Origin of the sequence: Candidatus Didemnitutus sp., from assembly GCA_019634575.1 — a bacterium.
Lineage (GTDB): Bacteria > Verrucomicrobiota > Verrucomicrobiia > Opitutales > Opitutaceae > Didemnitutus.
In genome coordinates, this window is the sequence record JAHCAY010000001.1 from 2,023,855 (window position 1) to 2,046,494 (window position 22,640).

Sequence of the window (22,640 nt, forward strand, 5' to 3'; positions counted from 1 at the left end):
ATGAACCTCCAACGTAAAGTCATCGGCGCGCACGCGTATTTCTTCCTCGACGGTGCCGCCTACACCGTGCCGGACAACGGCACTGCCGATCGCACGCACAAGCCTGGCGCCGCCGATCCGAAGTGGATCGATCTCGGCGAAGGCGATCACGCCATCGCGCCGAACTCCAAAGAAGAGGAGTTCATGGCGCCTTCGCCTGGCATGCGCGTGCTCAAAGACATCATCACCACGGCGCGCGGCCTGAAGATTAAGAGCAAGCTGATGGAGATGCAGAACCTCAGCTATCAAATGCTGCTCGGCACCGCGGAGCTGCCGACCTCGCCGACCGCGGGCGGCCAATACAATCCGCTTGAGGGCAATCACCGCGTGAAGGGCTGGCTGAAGCTGCAGCAATACGGCGAGGACAACCAAATCCTCAACACGCTCGACGTCTACGTTTCCGGCAAAATCTCCGGCGACGTCGGGTTCGGCGACAAGCCCGTCGACGTCGACATCGAGTGGGACGTGCTCTTCAGCACCCTCAACACGGGCACGCTCGCCTGATTCACCGCGCCGCACTGCGGCCGCGCGTGCGGCCGCAGTCGCGCACTCACCGCCGCGTAACTGCGAACCATGCCCGACTTCGACAACACTCCGCCCGTCGCGCGCGATCTGAGCGCGACCTACACGCCCAGCAACACTGCACCCACGGCGAAGGCGATTGCAGGCGTCACGCCGGATAACACCGAGCCCGAATCCATCGCGCGCGATCAGTCGATGTCGAACACTGCGCCCACGGCCAAAGCGCTGCCCGGCTACATGCCGGACGCGACGGAACCGGAGGCCGCTGAGATCGGCAGCTATACGCCGACCGCTGTCGGCGCAGTCGCAATCGCAGGCAGCGCGCTCTCCAGCATCACCATGCCCGCATCATTCCAGCCCGCTTTCGTCAATCTCACGGGTGGAGGCAACTGCCTCGACTCTCTCAACGCCAACGCCGGCGATATCGGCAAGGTTCTTCAAGGCACCGTGAATGGTGAGCTGAAGAGCTACCAGGTGCGCGCCGGCACGGACGAGGCTGACCTCCCTGGCATCGTGCGTCCGCTCAACTTCGACCCCGACACTAACCCTGTCGTGTTCGTGCAGCTCTGATGCACGGCGCTTTTACACCGCTGTTCACGTCGCTCGACCAGCTCGCGTCGAAATCCGCAAGCGTGGCCGACGTGAACAAAATCCTGCCGGGCCTCGTGAATAACGAGCTGAAGTTCTACCGCGTCGCGATCGACACCGCCGAGGAGTCACGCCCTGGCACCGTCGCGCCGTGCAACCGGCATCCACTGCTCAACCCGATTCTCTTCATCCAATGCTAAAGAAATTCTCTCTTCTCTTCGCGGCCGCGCTCACGCTGAGCGTGCCGCTCCACGCGCAGAACGCCGGCACCGGGCCGGTGACGAAATACACCTCTGGCTCGCAGAAAGGCCAGCTTACCGAGAGCCTTACTGCCGGCAACGGGACGACAATCCAGGCGAGCGGCACGGGCAAAGTGATCGCGAGCGAAGGCACCGCGACCACCAGCGCGGACGCGCAGACGCACATCGCGCGCACGGATAATCCGCACTCGGTCACGAAGGCGCAGATCGGCCTCGGCAACGTCGACAACACGAGCGACGTGAACAAACCCGTGAGCACCGCGACTCAGACGGCGCTGAACGCGAAAGCGGACAGCAGCGCGTTGACGGCTCACACGAGTAACACGAGCAATCCGCACAGCGTCACTAAATCGCAGGTCGGACTCGGTAACGTCGACAACACGAGTGACGCGAACAAACCGATCAGCACGGCGACCCAAACTGCGCTCGATGCGAAGCAGCCACTCGACACCGATTTGACGACTGTTGCCGCGAACGGCTACCCGACAACGGCCTTCTACTACTCTGCGACGGGCACAAGCGACGACGGTCCGGCGCTGAATGCGTTTATCACTGCCGCTGGCGCGAACGCGACGATCGTTCTGCGCGCCGGACAGACCTACACCACAAAGCAACCGATTGAGCTGAAGGATGGACAGACGCTCGACCTCAACGGATCGACCATCAAACGCGCCGACCAATACTCGACTACGGCGACCTCAAACGTCACCTCGGGGACGAACTCCTTCACAGTGACTGATGCCTCGGGCTTCGCCGCCGGCCAGTTCGTTTCGTTTGGCAACTCGAGTTCCTACGCACTCGTTTCCTACAAAATTTCATCCGTTGTCGGCAACACGATCACCTGCACGTCGAATTTCTCGCAGACGTTTTCGTCCGGCGTGGCGGTGACTCGCGTGATCGTCGGCATCGTCACGAGCTACACGTTCACCGGAAGCACTCACGCGAACGACGTGCACGTGCGAAATGGAACGATCGACGGCAATCGAGCGAACAACACAACGCTCGCATCCTGGTATCACGGCCAGGACGTCGTGCTCTGGGGAGCCCGCGGAAAGGCGACCGACCTTCTGGTGCAGAACAGTCCTTCCGAGGGTATCTTTGGCGGAAACGCCGATCTACGAATCACGCGCTGCCGTTTTTCCAATACAGGCGGCAACGGGATTCACGTGTCCGCCTGGCAACACACGATCGTCGACGCTTGCCGCTTCGAGAACACGAACCAGCTCTCGGCGACGTGGCCCACGCACAATGACGGCGCAGTCACGCTCTCAGACATGAGCGGCGCGACCAACTACGGCCGCATCACGATCAAGAATAGCTGGTTCGATGGCACGCGCTGCGGTATCGGCGGCGTGCTCGCGACGACTTCTAGCTACGTCGACGTGTTCGATAACTGGTTCTTTGCGTGCACCAACGGACCGATGTTTATGGTTACATCGGACGGCTCTCCGTCGAAAGTGATCTTCTCGCGGAATCACTGCTACGGCTCCGGAACGTTCACGCTCAATCTAACCTCGGGCGGCGCCACGGGCAAAATCACCGAGACGATCATCGACTCGAACATTTTCGTCGATACCGGCATGAGCCTCGGTCGCGGCGTCGCCGGCGTCGCGGTAACGAACAACGACTTTCTGCAGTCCACAGCGCGCACGTCGATCTACATCAACAATGGTGCGACGAAGCTCGATATCTCGCGCAACCGAATCAAGCACACGGCGACCACCGGCTCTAACTCGAATGCGATTTTCGCGGAGACGGCCCTCACCGCGACGACGGTCAACGACAACAAAATCGAGATGGCGACTGGGCCGTCCGGCGTGAATGCGATCCTCGTGAGCTCTGGGTATTCGCCGCACACCGACACGGAATTTTCCGGCAATCGCATTACGATGCTCGGGGCTGACCAGGCGATCACACTTGGTCGCGGAATCGTCTGCACGCGCAACCGCATTCGGATCGCTGGCGGCCGAGCGATCACCTGCGAGGGAGGCACTGGCACAGGCAATGCGACGCAGGTGATAACGGAGAACACGGTTTGGGGCACGGGCACGCCTGTCCATATCTACGGCGGCTCCTACCGCATTCTCGTGAAGCGAAATCACTTCGTCGGGAGCGTTAGCAATTCCTCCGGCGCCGAAGCCACGGTCGTGGTCAGCGACAACGACACCGTCATCTAGGGTCACCATGAGCACACAACAACTCACCGCTCCCACCAAATTGCAGATCGTTTTTGCCGGCGAAGTTTTCGACGGCACGGACGAGCAGCACCCGCTCCCGCGCGATGCAGCCGGCAACACGCTTCCGCCCGTGCGCGTGCGTGCGATGCCGACGCGTCACCTTGGCCGCGTGCTGCGCCTCGCCGATCACGAACCCGAGCTGCTCGATTTCGTCTGCTCGATCTTCACGAAGGACGAGGGCGAGCAAGCGCCGTCCTGGAAAACCGTCGAGGAAGGCTGGTCCGACAACCTCCACGACGAAACGCACGAGCTGCTCTACAAAGCCGCCGAACGCCAAAATTTTTCCCGCGCGGCGAAGTGGGCGGAGCGCCAAATCGCCGCGAAAAAGTTCGTGGGAGAAATCACGCTCAAAGGCGAAGAGATCATGCAGCCGCTGCTCGCGCCGGTCTTCGAGCAGATGCAGAAATTGCTGCGCTCATTAGAAACGCCGTCCGCCTCACCGGCCACACCTTCGACGAAGTCCTAGATGCGTTCACGCTGCACCAGCTTTGCGAGTTGCGCGCCGACGCCGAACGTGAACACGCCCGCCGCGAGCTGCAGTTCCTGCAAGCCCTGCGCCTCGCGATCCCCGCGTCGCTAGACCCGAAAGCCAACACCGACTTCAAGAGCCGCGAAAGCGATCTGCTGAAGCTGCTCAACGCCGACACCGACAATGGCTGACGACAACAAACTCGACCTCCTGATCGATATCCGTTCGCGCCTCGACGATCTCGTCAAAGCGCAGACGGAGATGCGTCGTTTGCGCCAGGAGACCGAGTTGACCGGCCGTGAGGTGAAGAGCGGTTTCGGGAATCTATTCTCGAATCTGTTCGGCGCGGGCCTCGCCGTGAACGCGACGAGCCGCGCGATCAGCATGGCGATCGGCACGGTCACCGCATCGATTCGCGAGGCGAACGAAACCTTCGAGACGAGCCGCAATCTCGAGGTGTCGCTCGAGGGTTATCAGAAACTGCGTGACCTCGTTCGTCTCGCTGGCGGCGATGTCGGTGCGCTCAATATGGCGATCGAGAACAGCGGCCGTGCTATCACGGAAGCGATCGACAAGCCAGACAGCCAGGCGGCGGCGCTCTTTCGCTCGCTGCGCCTCGATCCGATCAACCTGCAGGTGATGACCGTCGAGGATCGTTTCCTCGCGCTCGCGCGCGCCGTCGATCGTGCGGACGATCGCGCGACCGCCTGGAAGGAATTGGGCGAAATCGTCGGCACGAAAACGCTGCCGCGCATGCGTGAGGCGTTGAACCAACTGGCGACGGATGGTTTCGATTCCGTGTCTGACGCGTCGTCGCGCGCGGAAGCTCGCGGCACCTCGGCGATTCACGGCCTGCTCGATTCTATCCAGACCGGGCAGAACATTCTCAAGTCGAAGATCGTGACCGAAGGTGGCGGGTTGCTCGCCGCGATGGGATATGGCGACGACCTCGACGAGAAGAAGGCGATCACCGGCTCAGCCGAATCGTTGCGCCGTGTGCGCGATCAGAAGGAGGCGCTCATCCAGCTCAAGGACCAGCTAAAGCTGGTCGCGGTGCAAAACGAGGCGCTGGTGAACAACCCGCAATTCAGCGACGCACAGAAAAAGTTCTGGGGTAACTACGCGGCGGCGACGGTGATCAAGTTGATCGCGCAGATCAAAAAGCTGCGCGAGGCAATGCCGCTCGATACCTCTGCGGGCGAGACGCCGGAGAAGAAGGCGAACGAACTCGCGTCCTACGATGCGCAGATCAAGTCCGTCCAGAACTCGATCGCTCCGGGTCGCACCGCTTACGAGCGCAGCCGCGATCGCTTCGAGGCGTTCACCGCGCCGGACGGCGACATGCAGAAGCGCGACCTCTTCCCGAATCAAATGTCGGTGGCGGGAGGTTTGAAGGCCGGCGCGATGGATTGGGTGACCGATCTCGGGTCGAAGGGCGAACAGGCCGCCGGAATGATTCGCAGCACGCTCGGTTCGGCGGTGTCCGGAATCACCGAGGGTATCTACGGATGGATCACCGGCACGCAGTCGTTCAGCGACGTCATGCTGCAGCTCGGCGGGACGATCCTGAAGGCGGTCCTCGAAACGATCATTCAAATGGGCGTGCAGTGGCTCATCACACAGACGCTGATCAAAACGGGCATGATCAGCACGCACGTCGTCGGCGAAGGGTTGCGTGCGCAACGCGTAGCGGCCGCCACGGCGGAAGGCACTGCGACAACGGCGGCGATGGCACCGGCCGCTGCTACCTCGAGCGTCGCATCGTTCGGTGCGGCTGCGGTGCTCGGTATCGCTGCGCTGCTCGCGGTCATGGCGATGTTCGGCGGCTTCTCGGCGGGCGGCTACACCGGCGACTATCCCACGCATCAAATTGCGGGTGTCGTGCACGGCCGTGAAGGCGTGCTGAATGCCCCTGCAATGGCTCAGCTCGGTGTGGATCGACTGAACGCGATGAACGCCGGCATGTCGCTCGAGCAGGTCGCCGCGCTCAACGTCCCGAGCGCCACGCCGGCGACGCGCGTCTCCGCGGTTGCTCCGCTTCTCAGCTCGAGCGGCGGTCTCACGCAAGCAATGCGCCGCGAAAAGCCGTCGCAGAACTTCTTCGTCGATGATCGCTCGATCGTCGATCGCCTCCGTGACGACGCGAACTTCAAGGTGGTCGTGCGCGACATGATCGCGGGCGATCCGGGCTTTTTCGGGCTCCCGTCATGAGCTTCCCGATCGTCAATCACCTGGGGCGCGATCTCGCGCTCTTCTTGAACGTGCCGAACGTGCGCGAGGATGGCTCGTTCGCGATCACCTACGCGTTTTCGACGACGCTGGTGAGCGGCGGCAGCGGCCGCGAAAATCGCGAGCCTCACGCGCCGGACATGCGTCTGCGCCAGTCGTGCGCCTATCTCTTCGCGACGGGCGCGGAAGCGGCCGCCATTCGTGCCGCGCTCGCCGATCTCGGCGACACGCTCATCCTCGTGCCGATCTGGACGGACGTCCTCACCGGCGCGCAGTGGGCCGACCGCATCCATACCGGCAACTATCTGCTGCGCCTGTCCGACAACACGATCCTCGCGGCGGACGCGGTGCTCGATCCCGTGCTCGAGTATGCGCCGTTTCTCGTCGGCCGCTTCGTCGAGCAGCCGGAGCTGAAGCCGTTCAGCGAGGACGCCGGCGCCGACGCGAGCATCGCGATCGAGGAAGACGGTCCGTGGGACTACCGCATCCGCATCAACGCCGACGTCGCAATCGACACCTGGCCGGCGACGCTCGAGCCGGAGTGGACCGACGTCATCGATCGTTCGGAGACCGGCCGCGAATACGTGCAGCTCGGCGCGGGTCGCGAGCGCGGCGTCGAGAACCAGGAGGTCGCGTTCAAGTGGGGACAGGAGGCGCGTTTCCTTCTCTCGTCTCGCGATCAGATTCGCACGCTTCTCGGTTTGTTCGAGAAGGCGCAAGGTCGCACGCAGTCCCTCTCGATGCCGTGGTGGTTCAAGCCAGGCGCGGACGACCCAGCGACGCCGCACGAGACGAAGGTGCGCTTCGCAAGCGACAAGCTCGAGCTGACCTACATCACCGGCGCCGTCGCGAGCGTGTCGATCGCGCTCTGGCAAGTGCCGTGGGAAGTCGACGAGATCGCGGGCGAGGAGCCGGCGCAGGCCGCGCGCGCGTATCTCTACCGCCACACGTTGCGCGTGCCTGTGGGTCCGGTCGTGTGGCGTCACACCGACTACGCACGGCCGATCACGGTGACTGAGGACGGCGTGCCGGTCACCTATTACCCGTTCAAGATCGAGCACGATAAGCTGAGCCAGGGCTACATGCTCGATGATGACCCGGTGAAGCTCGCGTCGTTCGTGACCGACTCTCACCCGTGGATGCTGATTCTGCAGAGCCGCCTCGAGGCGCCGCTCGCGATCGATATTTTTGAGCATCGGCCCGAGGTCACTGGCGCGATCCCGCGCCTGCGCTACAGCGGAGAGATCGCGGACAAGCCCACCGGCAAAGGGCGCAAGCTCACCGCGCCGACGTCCGTGATGGGCGGCCAGCTCGATATCAAAGTGCCGTCGTTCTTCGTGCAGGAAAGCTGCCAGCACGAGTTCTGCAGCAACCCTGGATGCATGCTGAATATCGCGGACTACACGTGCGAGGGCACGATCACCGCGATTGCCGACGCCGTGGTGACGATCGCCGTCACGAGCAATCCGATCGGCGCTTTGCCCGACGATCTGTTCGCCGGCGGCGACGCGGAGATGGGCGCGGGCCTCACGTGGCAAGGCCGTGACATCATCCGCAGCGAAGACCTCGGCGGCGGCACGCAGCGCCTCACCCTCGATCGCGCTTTTCGCGGCGCCGTGGTCGGAACCGTCGTCACGTTTCGCCGCTCCTGCAGCGGCACATGGACGGAGTGCGACGCGTTCGGCAACACCGACAACTACGGCGGCCATCCCGAAGTCGGCGACGAGAACATTTCTGTGCCGCAGCGCGAATCGAACATGACCGGAGGAAAGAAATGAAACCGTGGTTTAACACCGACGAACGCATCGCCGCTCTCTGGACCGAACAGCAACGCTGGTTCGGGACGCCCTTCATCGCGCACGCGGCGAGCCACGGCCACGGCGTGGACTGCGTTAATCTGCAGCACGAGATTTTTGCCAATGTCGGCGCAATCCCGCGCCTCGAGCTGCCTGCGTATTCGCTCGACTACGCGAAGCACTCGACGCGGCCGCAACTGCTGCTCTTCCTGCTCACGCACCCGCAGCTCGCCGGCCGCTTCGTGATGGTCGCTCCGAGCGGCAAGCTCGCGCCCGGCGATTTGATCGGCCTGCGCAGCGGCCGCGTCGACCATCACCTCGCGAGCGTCAATCCCTGGGACGAGGCCGTGCACGCAATCGAGGAAGTCGGCGTCGTGCGCACGAAGTTGAACGACGCGAAGTTCGCGGCGCGCGTGCTCTACGTGATGCGCCTGATGGAGGTGGACGCCGCATGAGCTTTGGCGGTTCCAGCAAGCCGAGCCCGACACCGAAGGTCGCGGGCATCGATTCGAGCGATCTCGCATCGAACGAGAAGGCGGTCGTGTTGCCGTGGTTCATCGGTGAGCGGCCGTGTCCAGTGCGCTGGGTCATCAAGGAACCGCTCAACGTCGAATACAAAGAAATCCGCGAGAAGGTCGGAAAGAAAACGCAGACGACCGGCCACGAAGTTTACGCGGACCTCGCCGGCGTGACGAATGTCGGCCTCGTCGACGCGATCACGAAGCTCGAGCTGAACAAGGAAATCGTGTGGGAGGGGATGATCACGCGGCCGACGAACCCTCTGCATCCGGACTACTGGCGCGCGACGATCGCGACCGGCGTCGGCACGTTCTATTTTTATTGGGGACGCGCGGACCAGCCCGTCGACGACATCGTGCTCGGGCCGCTGCGCGCGATCGACCCGACTCGGAAGATTCCGGCGTTTCGCCATCAGGGCGTCTTCATCGGCAAGCGAGTCGCGTTCGGTCAGAGCACGTCGGCGCCGAGTCCGCGCCTGTGGCTGCGTCGCGCGCCGAAGCCGCCAGTGGGAAATTTTTCATTCGAGAACAGCGACCAGGGCGAAAGCCTCGTCGGTGGCGCGCTCGAGCTGCTGCTGCATCCGATCTACGGTGCGAAGGCCGCGAACAGCGTCGTCACGGCCGCGCAGTGGGAAGCGCTCTCCGATCTCGTGATCGCTTCCGCTGGTCGTCACGCGCCGTATCTCGATCGTGACCGTCCGTTGCGCGAGGTGCTCAAGGAGTTCTTCGAGCTGTTCGACGGTTGGGCGCGCATCGAGGGCGGCAAGATCGTGCCCGGTTATTTTCCGCACGACGGCGTCGTTCCTGCAGGAATCACCGAGCTGTCGCATCACGACATCGTCGGTGATCCTGAGATCGGCGCGCCCACGCCGTCGAAGACGGTCAACAAGGTCACGGTTACGTTTTGCGACCGGACGCAGAAGTATCGGCGCGACGTGGAGAAGGGCGTCTCGCGCGCGAGCACGCGTTCGCGCGCGCGCGTGCAGCCGGAAAACGTGCAGGCGCTCGCGATCGTCGATCGTGACCAGGCGCGCGCCTACGCCGCGGAACGCGCACGCACGGCCGCGAAGGGGCCGAGCAGCGGACGGTTCGACGCGCGTCGGCCGCGCGCCGTTTGGGCCGATGGCACGCCGCTGCAGGCGGGCGACAATTTCAACCTGGATTGGTTTCCTTACCAACTCGACCAGGTGTCGCGCATCGCGAAGATTTCGGAGGCCTATCGTTCGACGCGCGTCACGATCAGCTACGTCGCCGAGCGCGGCCTTTTCCCCGCGCCCTACGTGCCGCCCGCGGACCTGCAGCCCGGCCTCGGCTCGACGATCCCGACTGACATTTTGCAGGCGCGCGTGCTCGAGCTGAGCACGGACCTCGCCGGCACGCCGCTCGGCATCTACATCGCGCTGCTCGCAAAGCGGCCGAAGTCGGTTCACGAGAACAACACGGCCGTGACGGCGAAGAGCGTGATCGGCTACAACGCGTGGTATTCGGCGGACGGCGGCAGCTTCGACCCGCTCGGCACGCAGACGACGTGGGCAGTGCGTGGCGTGCTGCGCGCGGCGGCCGCGAACAACGACGCGACGATCTACATCACGCTCGACAACGACAACCTCGACGCCGACCGCATCGCGGCGATGAGCAACGAGGACCGCGCGAATGACAAGCTGCTGCTCGTGATGGGCGAGGAAGTCATGTCGATCGGCGCGATCGCCGTCGCGGGTTTTAATCGCGACCTCACGGTGTTGCGCGCTCGCCAGGGCACGCTCGCGCAGGCCGCCGCGAACGGCACGCCGGTCTGGATCGTCTATCGCGACGAGCTGGTCGCGCTCACGCATCGCCGTTTCATCGAAGACCAGGACCGCTACTTCAAGCTGCAGCCCTACACGCTGGCGAAGACGCTGGACCTCGCCGACGTCGAGCCGCTCGTGTATCACTTCCGCGATCGCGCGGACGAGTTGCCCGTCATCGTCATCAATGCGCTGCCTGCTGGCATGGTGGCGTCGGCGTCCTACTTGGTTTCTGGCTCGATCTCGGACGTGAACGGCGACCTGATGCGCTACCAAATCAACGCCGCGAAGATCGTCGGTGGCGTGATCGATTCGGAGTTCACGATCCAGGGAGGCGACGTCGCACCCGACGACAAGGCGCTCTACAACTTCAAGGCGCCGTTCGTCTGGCCGCACGCCGGCACGTGGCGCATCGTCGTGCGCGCCTGGGACGAGCGCTCGGGCTTTAAGGAGGTCGCGACGGCCGATTTCGTCGTCGGCGATGCGACCGGCATGGGCACGGACGACGGCGTCACGCCTGACTCGATCGTCACGCTCACGCGCACGCCTGGCCTCGGGGTGATCTTTCTCGAGTTTGCCTGGCCGACCAACACGCCGATGGCGCGCGTCGACGTGTTCGCCGCGAACGTCAACGTGCAGCCGGCGCTGCCGAGCTACGCGGTGCCGTTTCCCATTGGTCGTGCGAGCGGCGCGCCGACCGCCGCGTTCCTTTCCGATGGCAACCTCGCCGCGAACACGACCCGCTACTATTGGCTGCGTCCGGTCGGAAAAAACAACCGATACGGCGCGGTCACCGGACCGTTTGCGGCGACGACTCGAGCGGGCGTAGACTTGTCGGACATCGTGCCCGGCTTGGAAATTCCGGGCCTTGGAGCGGCGCTGCCCAACCCGGTCGGCTACACGGGCTCGAAGATGTTTTTCAACACGACGGACGGTAAACTCTACCGCTACTCCGGCGGCGTGTGGACGGCGGCCGTCCCGACCGGCGATTTGTTGGGCCAGATCGATGGCACCTATCAGGTGGCGGCGAACTCTTTGGTCGCCGGTCTCTTCGCCGCCGCGTGCATCACCGCCTATGCAGTCGGCGCAAACGAGATCATCACCAACACCGCAAACATTGCCGACCTGATTGTCACGAACGAGAAGGTCGCCAACCTCTCCGCCGACAAGATCACAGCGGGTAAGATTTCGGCGCTCGTCTCACTGTTCGCGGCGAAGATCAACACCGGCGCCGCCTACTATCGCGACGGCGACGGCCACGAGGACAGCACGTTTCCGGCGGTCACCGCGCAGAGCGCCTCTGAGTCGAACTACGTCGATTCTACCAACCCGGTTTGCATTGTGACCTACTTCGGCTGGAAGACGGGCAGCGGTTACGCTCGTGATCGCTATGGCCGTCCAGACGCGATGTTTCTTTTGCTCTTCACGGGTTCGGTTGACCACTACGTGTCTCTGTGGTGGCGCCATGCGTTTTCGGACGGCTCATTCGGGGCTTGGGTTTACGTCCCGAACAGCCTGCAGATCGAGCCGGCGGGCGGCTACGGGTCAGTAGGCACGCACGGTATCCTCGTTGCCGGGTCGGACCTCGGCGAGCTGAACGGCGACGACAATATCCAGTTTGGCGTGCGCGGGACGGATTCCGGGGGCGGGTTCCTGAACAGCGGTGCTCGTAACCTTCGAGGCGTGCTGACGGTGATCTGTTTCAATGGCTAGGCAGGGCGGCTGAAAGCCCCTGCGCGTTCTTTGCATCAGCCAGGCACGGCGGCCAAATCTCCCCCGGACCCCCCTCTCCAAAGGGCCTTGTTTCTCAAACCCGTTGGAATTCTTCTTAAACCGGGCTGGAAATTACAGGCACGACTTGCCAGATGGCGGAGAGGGGGGGATTCGAACCCCCGATACCTTGCGGTATACGCGCTTTCCAAGCGCGCGCATTCGACCACTCTGCCACCTCTCCAGTGACCAAGGGAACGTGGACTAAGCGGACTGCCCGCGCCTCGGTCAACGGAAATTCCTACGAAGCTGTTTTACGCGTATCTCACACGCCGATTCCCGAAAGTTTCTCGCGTGACCGAGCGTTACCCGGATGATCGGCCCGGCGTTTCGGGCCACGCGCCACTCCACGATACCCCTGCGAAACCGACGCCGCGCCCTGAATCTCCGCGCGCGGTCTCATTTCGTCCCCACGTCAACCCACTGCTCGCCTATGAAAAAGCTCATCGTCTGCTGCGACGGCACTTGGAACACCCCCGACCAGCGCCAAAACGATATCCCCGCCCCCACCAACGTCGTCCGTCTCCACAACGCGCTCGCGAGAACCGACTCCGCCGGCCTCGAGCAGCGCAAGTATTACCACACCGGCGTCGGCACCGAAGGCTCCAAGCTCGAACGCGTCGCCGGCGGCGCCTACGGCTCCGGCATCAGCCAGAACATCATGAGCGCCTACGCGTGGCTCGCGAACAACTACGCCGACGGCGACCTGATCTACCTCTTCGGCTTCAGCCGCGGCGCCTTCACCGCCCGCAGCCTCGGCGGCTTCATCGGCCGTTGCGGTCTTCTCGACCTCACCGGTCTCTCCCACGCCGAAGCCTGGGAGCGCGTCGAGCAAGTCTACGAAAAATCCTACGAGAAAACCGACCACGTCCCCGCCGATTGGGCCTTTCATGCCGTCGATCCCGTGACCGGCCGCGTGCCGATCCAACTTGTCGGCGTGTGGGACACCGTCGGCGCACTCGGCATCCCCGACGACCTCGCCGTGCTCAATCTCTTCGATAACCCGCAGAAGTGGCAATTCCACGACACCACGCTCGGCGCGCACGTCCGCTTCGCCCGCCACGCCGTCGCGATCGACGAGGTCCGCGCGAGCTTCACGCCGACCTTCTGGACTGACGCGGCCGACAACGTTCTCAACGAACCCGACACCGCCGCCGGCCCCGCCCGCGTGAAACAGCTCTGGTTCCCCGGCGCGCACTGCGACGTCGGCGGCGGCTACGCCGATTGCGGCCTCTCCGACGGCGCGCTCCAATGGATGATCGACGAAGCGCAAGTCGCCGGCCTCGCCTTCCGCGCCGACATGCTCGAGCAAATCAAGCCCACGCATCGCGGCGTCCTCCACGACTCCTACTCCGGCGGCTTCGAGCATCTCCAATCCCGCCCGCGCAACCGTCCGCAGCTCACGCCTACCTCACCTCATTATCACGCCAGCGCCATCGCCCGCGAAGCCTCGCCGCCGATCACCCAATCGCCCTACCATCACCCGACCGTCGCCCTCGCTATCGGCGAGACGAGCGAGCCGATCAACATCTACGCCCGCAACGCCTGGAACGAAACCGGCCTCTATATCGAAGCCGGCGCCAGTTACACGTTCACCGCCACGGGCGAGTGGCTCGACAAGGACGTTCCCTGCGGCCCCGGCGGCACCGCCGATCGGAAATTCCACCTCGGCGAAGTTGCCCACCTCGCCAGCAGCTTCCTCGGCAAGATCGAGAACGCCGTCAACAAACTGAAGGAAAACCCGGGCGTGAACTTCGTCGGCACCAAACGCCACGAAGCCTGGCCGTGGTTCTCCCTCATCGGCGCCATCGCCAACGACGGCCCACAAAACGGCGTCAACCCCACGCCCGACGGCTCTCCGTTCCCGCACCAAACCTTCCTCATCGGCGAAAGCACGCCCGCGCCGCTCGTGATCAAACCCACCGAGGACGGCTACCTCTTCGCCTACGCGAACGACGCCTGGGGCTTCTACGAAAACAACCGCGGCAGCGTCTCGCTCCGTATCACGCGCGTGAACTGATGCCCCGCAGCCCGCGTTTGCCAAATCGCGCGCCGTGCGCACCATCGCGTTCTCCACGCGCATGCCTCGCACTCGCATCGTCATCATCGGCGGCGGCTTCGGCGGGGTGAAGTGCGCGCAGACCCTGCGCCGCGAACTCCGCCGCAACGACGCCGACGTCATCCTCTTCAACCGCGAGAACCACCTCGTCTTCAGCCCGCTGCTCGCCGACGCCGTCGGCTCCTCGCTCAGCTTGCAGGACGTCATCGTGCCGCTGCGCCAACTCCTGCCCGACGTCATTTGCCGCACTGAAGAGGTCGCCCACCTCGACCTCGCGCGCAACGAGATCGAATTCATCGCGCACGACGGCTCGCCCGCGCGTCTCGGCTACGACCACGTCGTCGTCGCCGCCGGCGCCGTCTCCAATCTCAATGTCGTGCCTGGCATGGCCGACCATGCGTTTCCGCTCAAAACCGTCGGCGACGCCGCCGTCCTCCGCACCCACGTCCTCCAGCAGCTCGAACGCGCCGAAGTCTGCGACGATTCGGAAAAACGCCGCTGGTATCTCTCGTTCATCGTCGTCGGCGGCGGCTACAGCGGCGTCGAGGCCGCCGGCGAGATCAACGACCTCGTGCGCGGTTCGCTGCGCTTCTTCCACCGTATCCGGCCCGAGGACGTCAGCATCACGCTCATCCACTCGCGCGACCAGTTGCTCCCGGAAATCAGCCCCTCGCTGCGCGAATTCGCCCGCGAAAAAATGGCCGCCGCCGGCGTGACGATCCGTCTGAACTGCCGCGTGACGCTCGCGACCGGCGAAGGCGTGGGCACCGGCGACGGCTTCGTCCGCGGCGGCACCATCGTCTGCACCATCGGCAGCAGCGCTGCGCCATTCATCGAGCGCATGGATGCGCCGAAGGAAAAAGGCCGCCTGCTCACCGAGCCCGAGCTCCGCCTGCGCGGCCGCACGAACGCCTGGGCCGTCGGCGACTGCGCGCTGATCGTCAACGCGCTCGACCGCCAACTCTCCCCGCCCACCGGCCAATTCGCCGAACGCCAGGGCCGCCAATGCGCGCAAAACGTCGCCCGCGTCCTCCTCGGCACACCCACGCGCCCGTTCGCCTTCCGCGTCCTCGGCCAGCTCTGCTCGATCGGCGGCCACAGCGCCGTGGCCGAGCTGTTCGGCCTCCGCCTCAGCGGCTTCTGGGCATGGTTCGCGTGGCGCGGCGTTTATCTTTTCAAAATGCCGTCGTGGGGCCGCCGCATCCAGGTCGGCGCCGACTGGGCGTGGCTGCTGCTCTTCCCGCGCGACCTCGCTTACATCCGCACCGACACCACCGAGCGCGTCACGCACGCACACTACGAACCGGGCGATTTTATCATCCGCCAAGGCGAACCCGCATCCGCCTTCTACGTGATCGAGAGCGGCGAAGTCGAAGTTGTTCGCGCCACCCAGGAAAATCCCGCCGGCGAAATCATCGCCGTGCTCGGCGCCGGCAGCTTCTTCGGCGAACAGGCGCTCATCAACAACCAGCCGCGCACCGCCTCCGTCCGCGCGCGCAGCGTCGTCGAAGTCGTCGTCATGGGCCGACACGTCTTCAGCACGATCTCGAAATCCCTCACACCGCTCCGTGCCGCGCTCACCGCCGCCATCACACGCCGCTCGGGCGCCTTCTGGCAGGAACGCCCGCGCGCCGTCGCCACGCTGCGCGCGCTCGCGCTGGCCGATTTCATCGAGCCCGCGCCGCAGCCGTTCCTCGCGCCCACGACGCCGCTGCGCGACGTCACGCGTCACTTCGCGGAATCGACGAACGACCTTTTCTTCGTCGCCGGACCGGGCGACCGCCTCGAAGGCATCGTCACGCTCACCGACCTGCTGCACGTCCAAGGCAACGGTGCTGCGGCCGACACGCCCGTTGCGCAATTCATGGTCGCCGCGCCCGCGGCGATCCTCGCGACCGACACCGCTCTGCTCGCCGCCTCGGCGTTCCGCGAACACGGCTACAAGTCCATGCCCGTCCTCGCCGACCCCGCCAGCCGCCGCATCGTCGGCCTCGTCCGCGCCCGCAAACTCATCGCCCGCCTCCTCCACGCCACGCCCGTCCCCGAGCGCTGAGCGGCTTTCGCGAGACAGCGCCCAGGTTTCCGGCGAGTCGGACGTAGACAACAAAGCCACGCCTTGCCATCAACCCGGGCGGACGCGGGCCACGTCCGTGATATGCTCCCGAAAATCATCGCCCGCCGCTGCGTCTCGTTTTCCACCGCGGTGCTGCTGCTGCTCACCATTGGCATCGCACAAGAAAAACTCCTCACGCCCGAGGAAATACGCCGGCTCGATCGCGAAAACGAATTCTGGCGCGCGCTCCGCGCGGATGACGACACCGACGCGAGCCTCGCGCGCCTGCGCCGACGCGGAGCAACCGCCGACGAACTCAGTTGGTTTGCCCCGAAACTCGCCACCATCTGGGAGGTCGACGTCTCGCGCGCCTGGGGTTGGTTGCGACCGGAGCAGATCGACGCGATCAAGGACGTCGATCGTGCCTTCATCCCACGCATCCGCGCCGCGCGTCTGCGTGCGGCCACGGGCATCGAGATCGATCCTGAGCACCGCGGCGAAACACTGCTCGCCGTCAACGCGCGCTGGCAGCGCGCCGTCCTGCGCACGCTCGACTACGACCAGCTCGGCGAGTTCCGCCTGATGAACTCGCTCTCCGCGCAAAGGACCGCGCGCCACTTCGAGAACGTGCCGCTCACGGACGACGAACGCCGCACAATCTACGACTGGCAGCGCGAGTTCGAGGCGACGGCGGGCGAAAACGGCGCGCGTCTGCGTCCCGGCCAGCGCGACGTGGTCCTCGATCATCGCCGCCGCATCCGCGACCTGATCGGCGACGACCGTTTCGCCATCTACTTTGCGTCCGCCGAGCCGAAGTTCGCGCGCATGCACGACGCACTCGGCGAGGACGTGGACAACACCACGGCGCTCGACGCGTGGTGGATTCGCGAGCAGTTCTGGATCGATCAGGAGAAACCACGCGAGATCGGCCTGTCGAACCGCGTGCTGGCCGCGCGCGCCGAGGAGCGACTCCGCATCCGTCTCGGCGAGCAGCTCGCGACTCGTTACCTGGCGAGCGACGACGCGCGCTGGCTGACCGGCTTTCGCCTCCAAGTCCACGGCGGTTCGCGAGCCGCCACGAAGCCGTAACGAGGAGCCCGCATGGCGCGTGCGGTCGATCTCCGCACGGTCGGACGGTTGCGCTTTCCCGCCCGGCCGTGCACCGCGACCGGGCGGAAAGCGGCGACAATTACTTCGGTTCCTCGGCTGCCTTGCAGTTCTTCTCGTTGTGTTCGGCGGCTTTCTTGCAGGCATCGGCGGCCATGCCGGTGCCGAGCTTCTCTTTGCACTCCTTTTCCTTTGCCTCGCGTTCCTTTTCGCAGGGGCCTTTTTCCTTCGCCGCCGGCTTGTCACGCGCCGGCGTTTCCTTGGCGTCTTTGGCGACCGGACCCGCGAGGGCGAGCACGGTGGTGAGCAGGGACAGAGCGAATGCGATGGTCAGTTTTTTCATGGGGATACAGGTGGGAGTTTGAATCCGGACTCGGTTCGGGTCCGACCTCCATGGAACGGACCGCCTTGCGGATTTCTTGCAGCGAATCGTGCCCCACTCGGTGCATCAGTCCGAACGGCGCGTTCCAGTCCGGCCGCGAAACCGCGCCGCCGACACTTGCGAATCCGATGCGTCCGGATTGCTTCGCCCGATGCTCTCCGTCGACGTCGTTTCGGACTTCGCCTGTCCGTGGTGCTTCATTGGCAGCCGCCGCCTCGCGGCGGTGCTCGGCGCGCGGGCCGAGAGCGGCGGCGACGCGCAGGTGCGCTATCATCCCTTTCAACTGAATGCCGACACGCCCGCGGCGGGAGCGGATCTGCGCGACTACTTGCGCGAACGCTACGGTGCCGAGCCGGAAGAGATGTTCGGCCGCGTCGAGGCTGCCGCCCGCGACGCCGGCATCGCGCTGGATTTCGCGAAGGTGCGCACGATGCCCAACACGCTCTCGGCACACATCCTCGTCGCCGCCATTCAGGATTCCGCGGCGCAGCGGGCGTTGGCCGATGCGATTTTCTCCGCGTATTTTCTCGAAGGCCGCGACATCGGCGATGCCGCCGTGCTCGCCGAACTCGCCGCGCCGCACGGCTTGCGCGCCGAGCAAGTCGCCGCGCTGCTCGCCAACGACGGCCTGCGCCAGCGTGTGCGCGGCCTCGCCGAGTCAATGACCTCGCAAGGCATCACCGGCGTGCCCTTCTTCATCTTCAACCAGAAGCTCGCGCTCTCCGGCGCGCAGCCGCCCGAGGTTTTCCAGCGCGCGCTCGCCGAGGCGGAGAAGTCCGCCGAGTAAGCGGCCGCCGCGACCGGCCGCCGCTCTCGCGCGCACAGCGGTGCGCGTCTCCGTCCGTCACAGAGAGAGGTGGTCGCCGACGTCCCGGCGGCGACGATTGCCAGCCCACTCGCACAGCGTCGCCGGGGACGTCGACGCCCACCAATTCCGGCGACCGGTCATACACCGGAAACTCTGTTTGCCAACCGGGACACCCGGACTAGCTTCGGCCCTCCACTCGCCGGCCGATGAACGATCTCACCGATCTCTACCAGTCCGTCATCCTCGACCACAACCGCCGCCCGCGGAACCGCGGCAAATTGCCCACGGCCAACCGCGTCGCGCACGGCGACAACCCGACGTGCGGCGACCAGTGCAGCGTGTTCCTCCGGCTCGACGGCGACCGCATCGCCGACATCAGCTTCGACGGCGCCGGCTGCGCCATCTCGCAGGCCAGCGCCTCGCTCATGACGACGCAGCTGAAGGGCAAGACCGCCGCCGAGGCCCAGCAACTCTACGACCAGTTCCATCACATCGTCACCACCGGCGAACCACCCGAGGAAATCAACGACCTCGCCGCCTTCGCCGGCGTGCACTCCTTCCCCGCGCGCATCAAGTGCGCCACCCTCGGCTGGCACGCCGCGCTGAACGCGCTGAAAAACGACCCCGCCGACGCGACCACCGAAACGCACAAGGACTGAGCGCTGATGTCCCTCGACCTCGCCAAAATCCGCGCCGACTTCCCCATCCTGCACCAACAGGTGAACGGCAAGCCACTCGTCTATCTCGACAACGGCGCCACCTCGCAGAAACCGCGCGCAGTCATCGACGCCCTCGTCCGCTACTACGAGCGCGACAACTCGAACGTCCACCGCGGCCTCCACGCGCTCTCCATGCGCGCCACCGACGCCTACGAAGGCGCCCGCGCGCGTGTGGCGAAGTTCATCCACGCCGCCGATCCCGCCGAGATCATCTTCACCCGCGGCACCACGGAGAGCATCAACCTCGTCGCCCGCAGCTGGAGCCACGCGCACCTGAAACCCGGCGACGTCGTGCTCACCACCGAGTTCGAGCACCACTCCAACCTCGTCCCTTGGCAACAAGCCGCCAAGGCCGCCGGCGCCACGCTGAAATACGTGCCGCTCCTCGGCGTCGACGGCGAAGGCGGCCCGGACCTCGCCGCACTCGACACGCTGCTCACGCCGCAGGTGAAGCTCTTCGCGTTCACCCACATTTCCAACACGCTCGGCACGATCAATCCCGCCGCGGAATTCTGCCGCCGCGCGCGCGCCGTCGGCGCCGTCACGGTGATCGACGCCGCGCAATCCATCGGACACATGCCGCTCGACGTGCAGGAGATCGGCTGCGATTTCCTCGCGTTCTCCGGCCACAAGATGTGCGGCCCCACCGGCATCGGCGTCCTCTACGGCCGCCGCGCGCTGCTCGATAAACTCGCCCCGGATGAAACCGGCGGCGGCATGGTCGTGCAGGTGAACTACGAAGGCGCCACCTGGAAGCCCGCGCCCGAGCGCTTCGAAGCCGGCACGCCCAACGTCGCCGACGCCATCGCGCTCGGCGCAGCGTGCGATTACCTCGACGGCATCGGCCGCGACAACATCGCCGCGCACGACGACCAGCTCGCGCGCTACGCGATGGGAAAACTCTCCGCGCTGCCCGGCATCCGTATCATCGGCCCGCGCGTCGGCGCGCCGCGCAGCGGTTTGGTGAGCTTCGCCTTCGAGCACGTGCACGCGCACGACGTGGTGACCTTCGCCGACGAGGATGGCATCGCCCTTCGCGGCGGCCACCACTGCAACCAGCCGCTCATGCGCAAGCTCGGCCTCGCCTCCACCACGCGGGCCAGCTTCTACCTCTATAATACCGAGGCCGAGATCGACCGCCTCGCCGCGTCGCTGCAGCGCATCCTGAAGTTTTTCGCCGGCTAAAGCACGTTGGGCCGGCTGCGCCGCCAGCAAAGCCTCCTCTGGAGAAACACCTGCGCATATCTTGCGCAAGCCACGATGGGTTTTGTGTTTAACTTGGGTATGCCGCCGGCCGATAGGGGATTTACTCCCCCTCCCATCGTGGAATTCTCGATACAAAACCAACGAATCAATCGGCGCCTGGGCCTCATCGGTTTGGTCTTCGCCGTGCCGTTCACCGCACTCACCGTGTGGCTGCTCGCCAAGGGCATCCACGGCCACATCGAATTCGCGCAACAGGAACTCCGCGGCAACGCCGTCCAGCGCCCGCTCGAAACCCTGCTGCGCCTCGCCGGGCGCGCTCAGATCGGGACCGCCGCCGGCGAAGTCGCCCCGAGCGAGTCATCCGCGATCGACCAAGCCTTTGCCGACCTCGACGCCGCCCTCGGCGAACACGGCGACGCACTCCAATTCACCCCAGCCGGGCTCGCCCAACGCCATCGCGAAGCCCTCGAACCCTCCGCGATCCGCCAGCGCTGGCGATCCGCCACCACCGGCCAGGTCAACGTCGCCGCGACAGCCGCCTTGATGACCGATGTGCGCGGCCTGATCGCCCACGGCGGCGACACCTCGAACCTCATCCTCGATCCCGATCTCGACAGCTACTACCTGATGGACGTCACGCTCTGCGTTCTCCCGGAACTCCAGGAACGCATCGCCACCGTCACCGCGAAATTCGTCCCGGCGCTCCGCACCGGCACACCCGACGCCGGCACCCAACGCGACGCCCTCGTGCAAGCCGCCATGCTGCGCGACGTGAACACCGCCCGCATCGACAGCGACCTCGCGACCACCTTGAACGAGGATGCGAACTTCTACGGCGTCAGCCCGTCCCTCGCCACCGAACTCAACGCCGCCGCCGCCACCTGGCACCACGCCCTCGACGCCTTCATCGCACAAGTGGACGGCCTCGCAGCAGGCAACTCCACCGTGACCGCCGCCACTCTCGCCGCCGCCGGCCGCGAAGCGCACGAAGCCAGTTTCGCCTTCTGGGCGAAAAGCGCCACCGAACTCGATCGCCTGCTGCAACGCCGCATCGCCGCAAAACAAAGCGAGCAATACCGCGGCCTCGGCGCGCTGGCGCTCCTCGTGCTCGTCGCCTCCGGCACGACGTGGTGGATCGCCCGCGGCATCAACATCCAGTTGCGCTCGCTCTGCGCCGGCCTGACCACGCGCTCCACCGAACTCGGCGAACTTGCCCGCGCCGTGAACAGCACCTCCGACACCCTCGCCCGCGGCGCCTCGCAACAGGCCGCCGCACTTGAGGAAATCGGCGCCACCATCGAGGAAATCTCCGGCACCTCGCGCCACAACAGCGAGAGCGTCCTCCGCACCAAGGAACTCGCCGACGGCATGCGCACCGCCGCCGAGTCCGGCTCGCAGGACATCGGCGACATGGCACGCGCCATGGACGCCATCCAATCCTCTTCCGACAACATTGCGAAAATCATCAAGACCATCGACGAGATCGCGTTTCAAACGAACATCCTCGCGCTGAACGCCGCCGTCGAAGCCGCCCGCGCCGGCGAGGCCGGCGCGGGCTTCGCCGTCGTCGCCGACGAAGTCCGCACCCTTGCCCAGCGCGCCGCCGCCGCCGCCCGCGAGACGACCGAGCGCATCGACGACTCCATCGCCAAGAGCCGCGACGGCGTCGCGATCACCAAAAAAGTCACCGAAGGTTTCACCGCGATCACCGGCAAAGCCCGCGAAGTCAACGAGCTCGTCGCGCAGATCACCGAGGCCGCGCAGGAGCAGGACCAGGGCATCGCCCAGGTGAACAAGGCCGTCAGCGAACTCGACAAGGTCACCCAAGCCGAGGCTGCACACGCCGAGGAAGCCGCCGCGAACGCCGCCCAACTCGAAGCCAACTCCCGCGCGCTCGGAGAGGCGGTCGACGCCCTCGTGAACATCGTGGAGCGCCGCGCACGTCCCCGCCTGCCTAATTGGGCCCCGGGGGCGATCACCGATGCCGAGGCCGCCCGACTGCGCCGTCCGGCGTCCCAGTCGGAGCTAGCCCACGCACCGGCGTCGGCGGAATCCGTCGCAGTTCTCGCGGAACGCTGAGTCTCCGCCGCGCCG

Annotated in this window: 18 protein-coding genes and 1 tRNA gene; 17 read left to right on the top strand and 2 right to left on the bottom strand. The window is 65.3% G+C overall.

Features of this window, described 5'->3' with window-relative positions:
• The 10 genes from KF715_08640 (at window position 1) to KF715_08685 (ending at window position 12,155) form a co-directional block, all read left to right on the top strand.
• Complete coding sequence (locus KF715_08640; GenBank protein ID MBX3736742.1) at window positions 1–543, top strand: hypothetical protein; 543 nt, start codon at window positions 1–3, stop codon at window positions 541–543.
• A 69-nt stretch (window positions 544–612) separates the two neighbouring features.
• Complete coding sequence (locus tag KF715_08645) at window positions 613–1,131, top strand: hypothetical protein (protein MBX3736743.1); 519 nt, start codon at window positions 613–615, stop codon at window positions 1,129–1,131.
• Window positions 1,131–1,349: a hypothetical protein gene (locus KF715_08650; GenBank protein ID MBX3736744.1), complete on the top strand. Its 219-nt coding sequence runs from the start codon at window positions 1,131–1,133 to the stop codon at window positions 1,347–1,349. The genes KF715_08645 and KF715_08650 overlap by 1 nt, the downstream gene beginning before the upstream one ends.
• Window positions 1,343–3,586 carry a hypothetical protein gene (locus tag KF715_08655; GenBank protein MBX3736745.1) on the top strand — a complete coding sequence of 748 codons (2,244 nt, stop codon included), beginning with the start codon at window positions 1,343–1,345 and terminating at the stop codon, window positions 3,584–3,586. The genes KF715_08650 and KF715_08655 overlap by 7 nt, the downstream gene beginning before the upstream one ends.
• 7 nt (window positions 3,587–3,593) lie before the next feature.
• Entirely contained in the window at window positions 3,594–4,112 is a 519-nt protein-coding gene (locus KF715_08660) for a hypothetical protein (protein MBX3736746.1), read from the top strand.
• 29 nt (window positions 4,113–4,141) lie between these two features.
• The gene (locus KF715_08665; protein MBX3736747.1) at window positions 4,142–4,306 is read left to right on the top strand and encodes a hypothetical protein; all 165 of its coding nucleotides are present in this window, start codon (window positions 4,142–4,144) and stop codon (window positions 4,304–4,306) included.
• The gene (locus KF715_08670; protein MBX3736748.1) at window positions 4,299–6,326 is read left to right on the top strand and encodes a hypothetical protein; all 2,028 of its coding nucleotides are present in this window, start codon (window positions 4,299–4,301) and stop codon (window positions 6,324–6,326) included. The genes KF715_08665 and KF715_08670 overlap by 8 nt, the downstream gene beginning before the upstream one ends.
• On the top strand, window positions 6,323–8,122 hold the full coding sequence (locus KF715_08675; protein ID MBX3736749.1) for a phage BR0599 family protein: 1,800 nt from the start codon (window positions 6,323–6,325) through the stop codon (window positions 8,120–8,122). Before KF715_08670 ends, KF715_08675 begins: the two co-directional genes overlap by 4 nt.
• Complete coding sequence (locus KF715_08680; GenBank protein MBX3736750.1) at window positions 8,119–8,595, top strand: hypothetical protein; 477 nt, start codon at window positions 8,119–8,121, stop codon at window positions 8,593–8,595. The genes KF715_08675 and KF715_08680 overlap by 4 nt, the downstream gene beginning before the upstream one ends.
• Window positions 8,592–12,155 carry a hypothetical protein gene (locus KF715_08685; protein MBX3736751.1) on the top strand — a complete coding sequence of 1,188 codons (3,564 nt, stop codon included), beginning with the start codon at window positions 8,592–8,594 and terminating at the stop codon, window positions 12,153–12,155. Before KF715_08680 ends, KF715_08685 begins: the two co-directional genes overlap by 4 nt.
• Before the next feature lie 153 nt (window positions 12,156–12,308).
• Here KF715_08685 and KF715_08690 read toward each other — a convergent pair.
• Window positions 12,309–12,396: transfer RNA gene (locus KF715_08690), tRNA-Ser, on the bottom strand.
• Window positions 12,397–12,645: 249 nt separating this feature from the next.
• On the opposite strand from KF715_08690, the gene KF715_08695 reads away from it, so the two are divergent.
• From KF715_08695 to KF715_08705, 3 genes are all read left to right on the top strand, one after another.
• The gene (locus tag KF715_08695; protein ID MBX3736752.1) at window positions 12,646–14,232 is read left to right on the top strand and encodes a DUF2235 domain-containing protein; all 1,587 of its coding nucleotides are present in this window, start codon (window positions 12,646–12,648) and stop codon (window positions 14,230–14,232) included.
• Between the two features lie 61 nt (window positions 14,233–14,293).
• The gene (locus tag KF715_08700) at window positions 14,294–16,324 is read left to right on the top strand and encodes an FAD-dependent oxidoreductase (protein ID MBX3736753.1); all 2,031 of its coding nucleotides are present in this window, start codon (window positions 14,294–14,296) and stop codon (window positions 16,322–16,324) included.
• 102 nt (window positions 16,325–16,426) lie between these two features.
• Window positions 16,427–17,413 (top strand): hypothetical protein, encoded by a 987-nt coding sequence (locus tag KF715_08705; GenBank protein MBX3736754.1) that lies wholly within the window; start codon window positions 16,427–16,429, stop codon window positions 17,411–17,413.
• Window positions 17,414–17,513: 100 nt separating this feature from the next.
• Here KF715_08705 and KF715_08710 read toward each other — a convergent pair whose 3' ends face one another.
• Window positions 17,514–17,774, bottom strand: coding sequence for a hypothetical protein (locus KF715_08710; GenBank protein ID MBX3736755.1), 261 nt, complete (start codon window positions 17,772–17,774; stop codon window positions 17,514–17,516).
• Window positions 17,775–17,964: 190 nt separating this feature from the next.
• On the opposite strand from KF715_08710, the gene KF715_08715 reads away from it, so the two are divergent.
• The 4 genes from KF715_08715 (at window position 17,965) to KF715_08730 (ending at window position 22,625) form a co-directional block, all read left to right on the top strand.
• On the top strand, window positions 17,965–18,600 hold the full coding sequence (locus tag KF715_08715) for a DsbA family oxidoreductase (GenBank protein ID MBX3736756.1): 636 nt from the start codon (window positions 17,965–17,967) through the stop codon (window positions 18,598–18,600).
• A gap of 227 nt (window positions 18,601–18,827) precedes the next feature.
• Window positions 18,828–19,280, top strand: a complete 453-nt coding sequence (locus KF715_08720; protein ID MBX3736757.1) for an SUF system NifU family Fe-S cluster assembly protein — start codon at window positions 18,828–18,830, stop codon at window positions 19,278–19,280.
• Between the two features lie 6 nt (window positions 19,281–19,286).
• The gene (locus tag KF715_08725; GenBank protein MBX3736758.1) at window positions 19,287–20,525 is read left to right on the top strand and encodes a cysteine desulfurase; all 1,239 of its coding nucleotides are present in this window, start codon (window positions 19,287–19,289) and stop codon (window positions 20,523–20,525) included.
• A 138-nt stretch (window positions 20,526–20,663) separates the two neighbouring features.
• The gene (locus KF715_08730) at window positions 20,664–22,625 is read left to right on the top strand and encodes a hypothetical protein (protein MBX3736759.1); all 1,962 of its coding nucleotides are present in this window, start codon (window positions 20,664–20,666) and stop codon (window positions 22,623–22,625) included.
• Window positions 22,626–22,640 lie beyond the last annotated feature (15 nt).

Coding starts and splice junctions, on each gene's coding strand:
- KF715_08640 (MBX3736742.1), top strand. CDS start 1: ATGAACCTCCAACGTAAAGTCATCGGCGCGCACGCGTATTTCTTCCTC.
- KF715_08645 (MBX3736743.1), top strand. CDS start 613: ATGCCCGACTTCGACAACACTCCGCCCGTCGCGCGCGATCTGAGCGCG.
- KF715_08650 (MBX3736744.1), top strand. CDS start 1,131: ATGCACGGCGCTTTTACACCGCTGTTCACGTCGCTCGACCAGCTCGCG.
- KF715_08655 (MBX3736745.1), top strand. CDS start 1,343: ATGCTAAAGAAATTCTCTCTTCTCTTCGCGGCCGCGCTCACGCTGAGC.
- KF715_08660 (MBX3736746.1), top strand. CDS start 3,594: ATGAGCACACAACAACTCACCGCTCCCACCAAATTGCAGATCGTTTTT.
- KF715_08670 (MBX3736748.1), top strand. CDS start 4,299: ATGGCTGACGACAACAAACTCGACCTCCTGATCGATATCCGTTCGCGC.
- KF715_08675 (MBX3736749.1), top strand. CDS start 6,323: ATGAGCTTCCCGATCGTCAATCACCTGGGGCGCGATCTCGCGCTCTTC.
- KF715_08680 (MBX3736750.1), top strand. CDS start 8,119: ATGAAACCGTGGTTTAACACCGACGAACGCATCGCCGCTCTCTGGACC.
- KF715_08685 (MBX3736751.1), top strand. CDS start 8,592: ATGAGCTTTGGCGGTTCCAGCAAGCCGAGCCCGACACCGAAGGTCGCG.
- KF715_08695 (MBX3736752.1), top strand. CDS start 12,646: ATGAAAAAGCTCATCGTCTGCTGCGACGGCACTTGGAACACCCCCGAC.
- KF715_08700 (MBX3736753.1), top strand. CDS start 14,294: ATGCCTCGCACTCGCATCGTCATCATCGGCGGCGGCTTCGGCGGGGTG.
- KF715_08705 (MBX3736754.1), top strand. CDS start 16,427: ATGCTCCCGAAAATCATCGCCCGCCGCTGCGTCTCGTTTTCCACCGCG.
- KF715_08710 (MBX3736755.1), bottom strand. CDS start 17,774: ATGAAAAAACTGACCATCGCATTCGCTCTGTCCCTGCTCACCACCGTG.
- KF715_08715 (MBX3736756.1), top strand. CDS start 17,965: ATGCTCTCCGTCGACGTCGTTTCGGACTTCGCCTGTCCGTGGTGCTTC.
- KF715_08720 (MBX3736757.1), top strand. CDS start 18,828: ATGAACGATCTCACCGATCTCTACCAGTCCGTCATCCTCGACCACAAC.
- KF715_08725 (MBX3736758.1), top strand. CDS start 19,287: ATGTCCCTCGACCTCGCCAAAATCCGCGCCGACTTCCCCATCCTGCAC.